Source organism: Corallococcus silvisoli (genome assembly GCF_009909145.1).
In the GTDB taxonomy this organism is placed as follows: Bacteria; Myxococcota; Myxococcia; order Myxococcales; family Myxococcaceae; genus Corallococcus; species Corallococcus silvisoli.
The window spans coordinates 1-2,027 of record NZ_JAAAPJ010000048.1; the positions used below are offsets into that span (position 1 = coordinate 1).

Sequence of the window (2,027 nt, forward strand, 5' to 3'; positions counted from 1 at the left end):
CGCTGGAGCAGCTGGCGGTAGGTGAGGGTGACGCCGCCGGAGCGCAGGGCGACGGAGTCGGGCGTGGCCTGGGCCTGGGCGGCGACGAGGGTGTGGACGAAGGCCTCGCGGTCGAAGGGCTTCGCGGTGGCGTTCCAGTCCACCAGCACCCGCTGCTTCTCCGCTTCGGGCAGCAGCGGCAGGCGCGACACGGCCACTCCCGCGTCCGACACCGCGGCCCGGAGCAGCGTGCGGATCTGCTCGAGCATGCGGACCACGGTGTCCCGCTCGAACAGGTCGGTGTTGTAGTCCATGCCGCCGACGATGCCGTGGGCCGTCTCCTTTACCCAGAAGCTCAGGTCCAGCGGCGTCGCGTGCGCGTGCACGTGCACCTGACCGTAGGTGAGGTCGCCCAGGCTGGCGCCGCGGTTGCGCACGTCCTGGAAGGTGAAGAAGGTCTGGAACAGCGGCGTGCGGCTCAGGTCGCGCTGCACGCCCAGCTGCTGCATCAGCAGCTCGATGGGCATGTCCTGGTGGCCAAAGGCCTCCATGCACGTGGTGCGCACGCGCTCCAGCAGCTGCCGGAACGTCAGCTCCGGCCCCATCCGCGTGCGCAGGACGAGCGTGTTGACGAAGAAGCCCAGCAGGTCCTCGACCTCGGGATGCGAGCGGCCCCGGATGGGCGTGCCCACCACCAGGTCCTCCTGGCCGCTGTAGCGGTGCAGGAGCGTCTTGAAGGCCGTGAGCAGCACCATGTAGAGCGTGGCGTTCGACTCGCGCCCCAGCCGGGTGAGCGCGTCCACTTCCGCGCCCGTGAGGACGAACGGCTCGGTGCCGCCCTTGAGGCTCATCTGCGCGGGGCGCGGCTTGTCGGTGGGCAGCTCCAGCGCGGGCAGGTTCCCGGAGAGCTGCTGCTTCCAGTAGCGCGCCTGCCGCTCCAGCTCCTCGCCCTGGAGCCAGCCGCGGTGCCATTCGGTGAAGTCCGCGTACTGGATGGGCAGCGTGGGGAGCGTGGGCTCCTGGCCCTTCGTGAGCGCCGAGTAGATGACGTCCAGGTCGCGCAGGAACACGTCGAACGACCACCCATCCCAGATGAGGTGATGGGGCATGAAGAAGAGGACGTGCTCGGTGGCGCCCAGCCGGAACAGCGTCAGCCGGAACAGCGGCGGCGCGGTGATGGGGATGGCCTCGTCCGCCAGCGCCTGGAGGCGGCGCAGCAGGTCCTCCTCGCGCTGGTTGGCGGGGACCTGTTCCAGGTCCACCGGCTCCAGCTCCACCGTCAGCGACGGGGCGACGTGCTGCACCGGAGTCCCCTCGTCCCACCGCACGAAGGTGCGCATCGCCGACTGGCGCTCCAGCAGCTTGTTGAAGCTGAAGCGCAGCGCGCCCACGTCCAGCGCGCCGTGGAGGCGGAACGCCGAGGGCAGGTTGTAGACGGCCGTGCCCGGGTTGAGCTGCTCCAGGAACCACAGCCGTTGCTGCATGAGGGACAGCGGCGCGGGCGCGGTGCCGGCGCGGGGCGAGATGCGCTGCGCGGGGCTCGTGGCCCCATCGTCACCGCGCACCAGCCTGGCCAGCTTCTCCACGGTGGGCGCCTCGAACATCCGCCGCAGCGTGAGGCTGACATCCAGGTCGCGGCTCGCGCGCGTGAGGGCCTGCGACGCCAGCAGTGAATGGCCACCCAACCGGAAGAAGTCCGCCGTGACGCTCACCCGGCGCAGGCCCAGCACGTCGGCGAAGATGGCCGCGAGCTTCTGCTCCGTCTCGTCGCGGGGCGCCACATGGGCATCCTCGTGGGACTCCACCTGCGGCGACGGCAGCGCCTTGCGGTCCACCTTGCCATTGGGCGTGAGCGGCAGCGCGGGCAGGGCCACGAAGTGCTGCGGCACCATGTACTCCGGCAGCCCCTGCTTGAGGTGCGCGCGGAGGACTTCATCCGCGGGCACCGTCTGGCCGGGCCGCGCGATGAGGTACGCGACGAGGCGGCGGTCTCCGGGGCGGTCCTCGCGGACGAGGGAGACGGCCTGGGCGAGAGAGGGGTGGGAGGC

Annotated in this window: 1 protein-coding gene; it reads right to left on the reverse strand. The window is 71.0% G+C overall.

What is annotated here, in order from left to right; genetic code table 11:
* Positions 1 to 2,027: condensation domain-containing protein (locus GTY96_RS36985; protein WP_235686143.1), on the reverse strand; the 2,027-nt coding region annotated here is incomplete at both ends.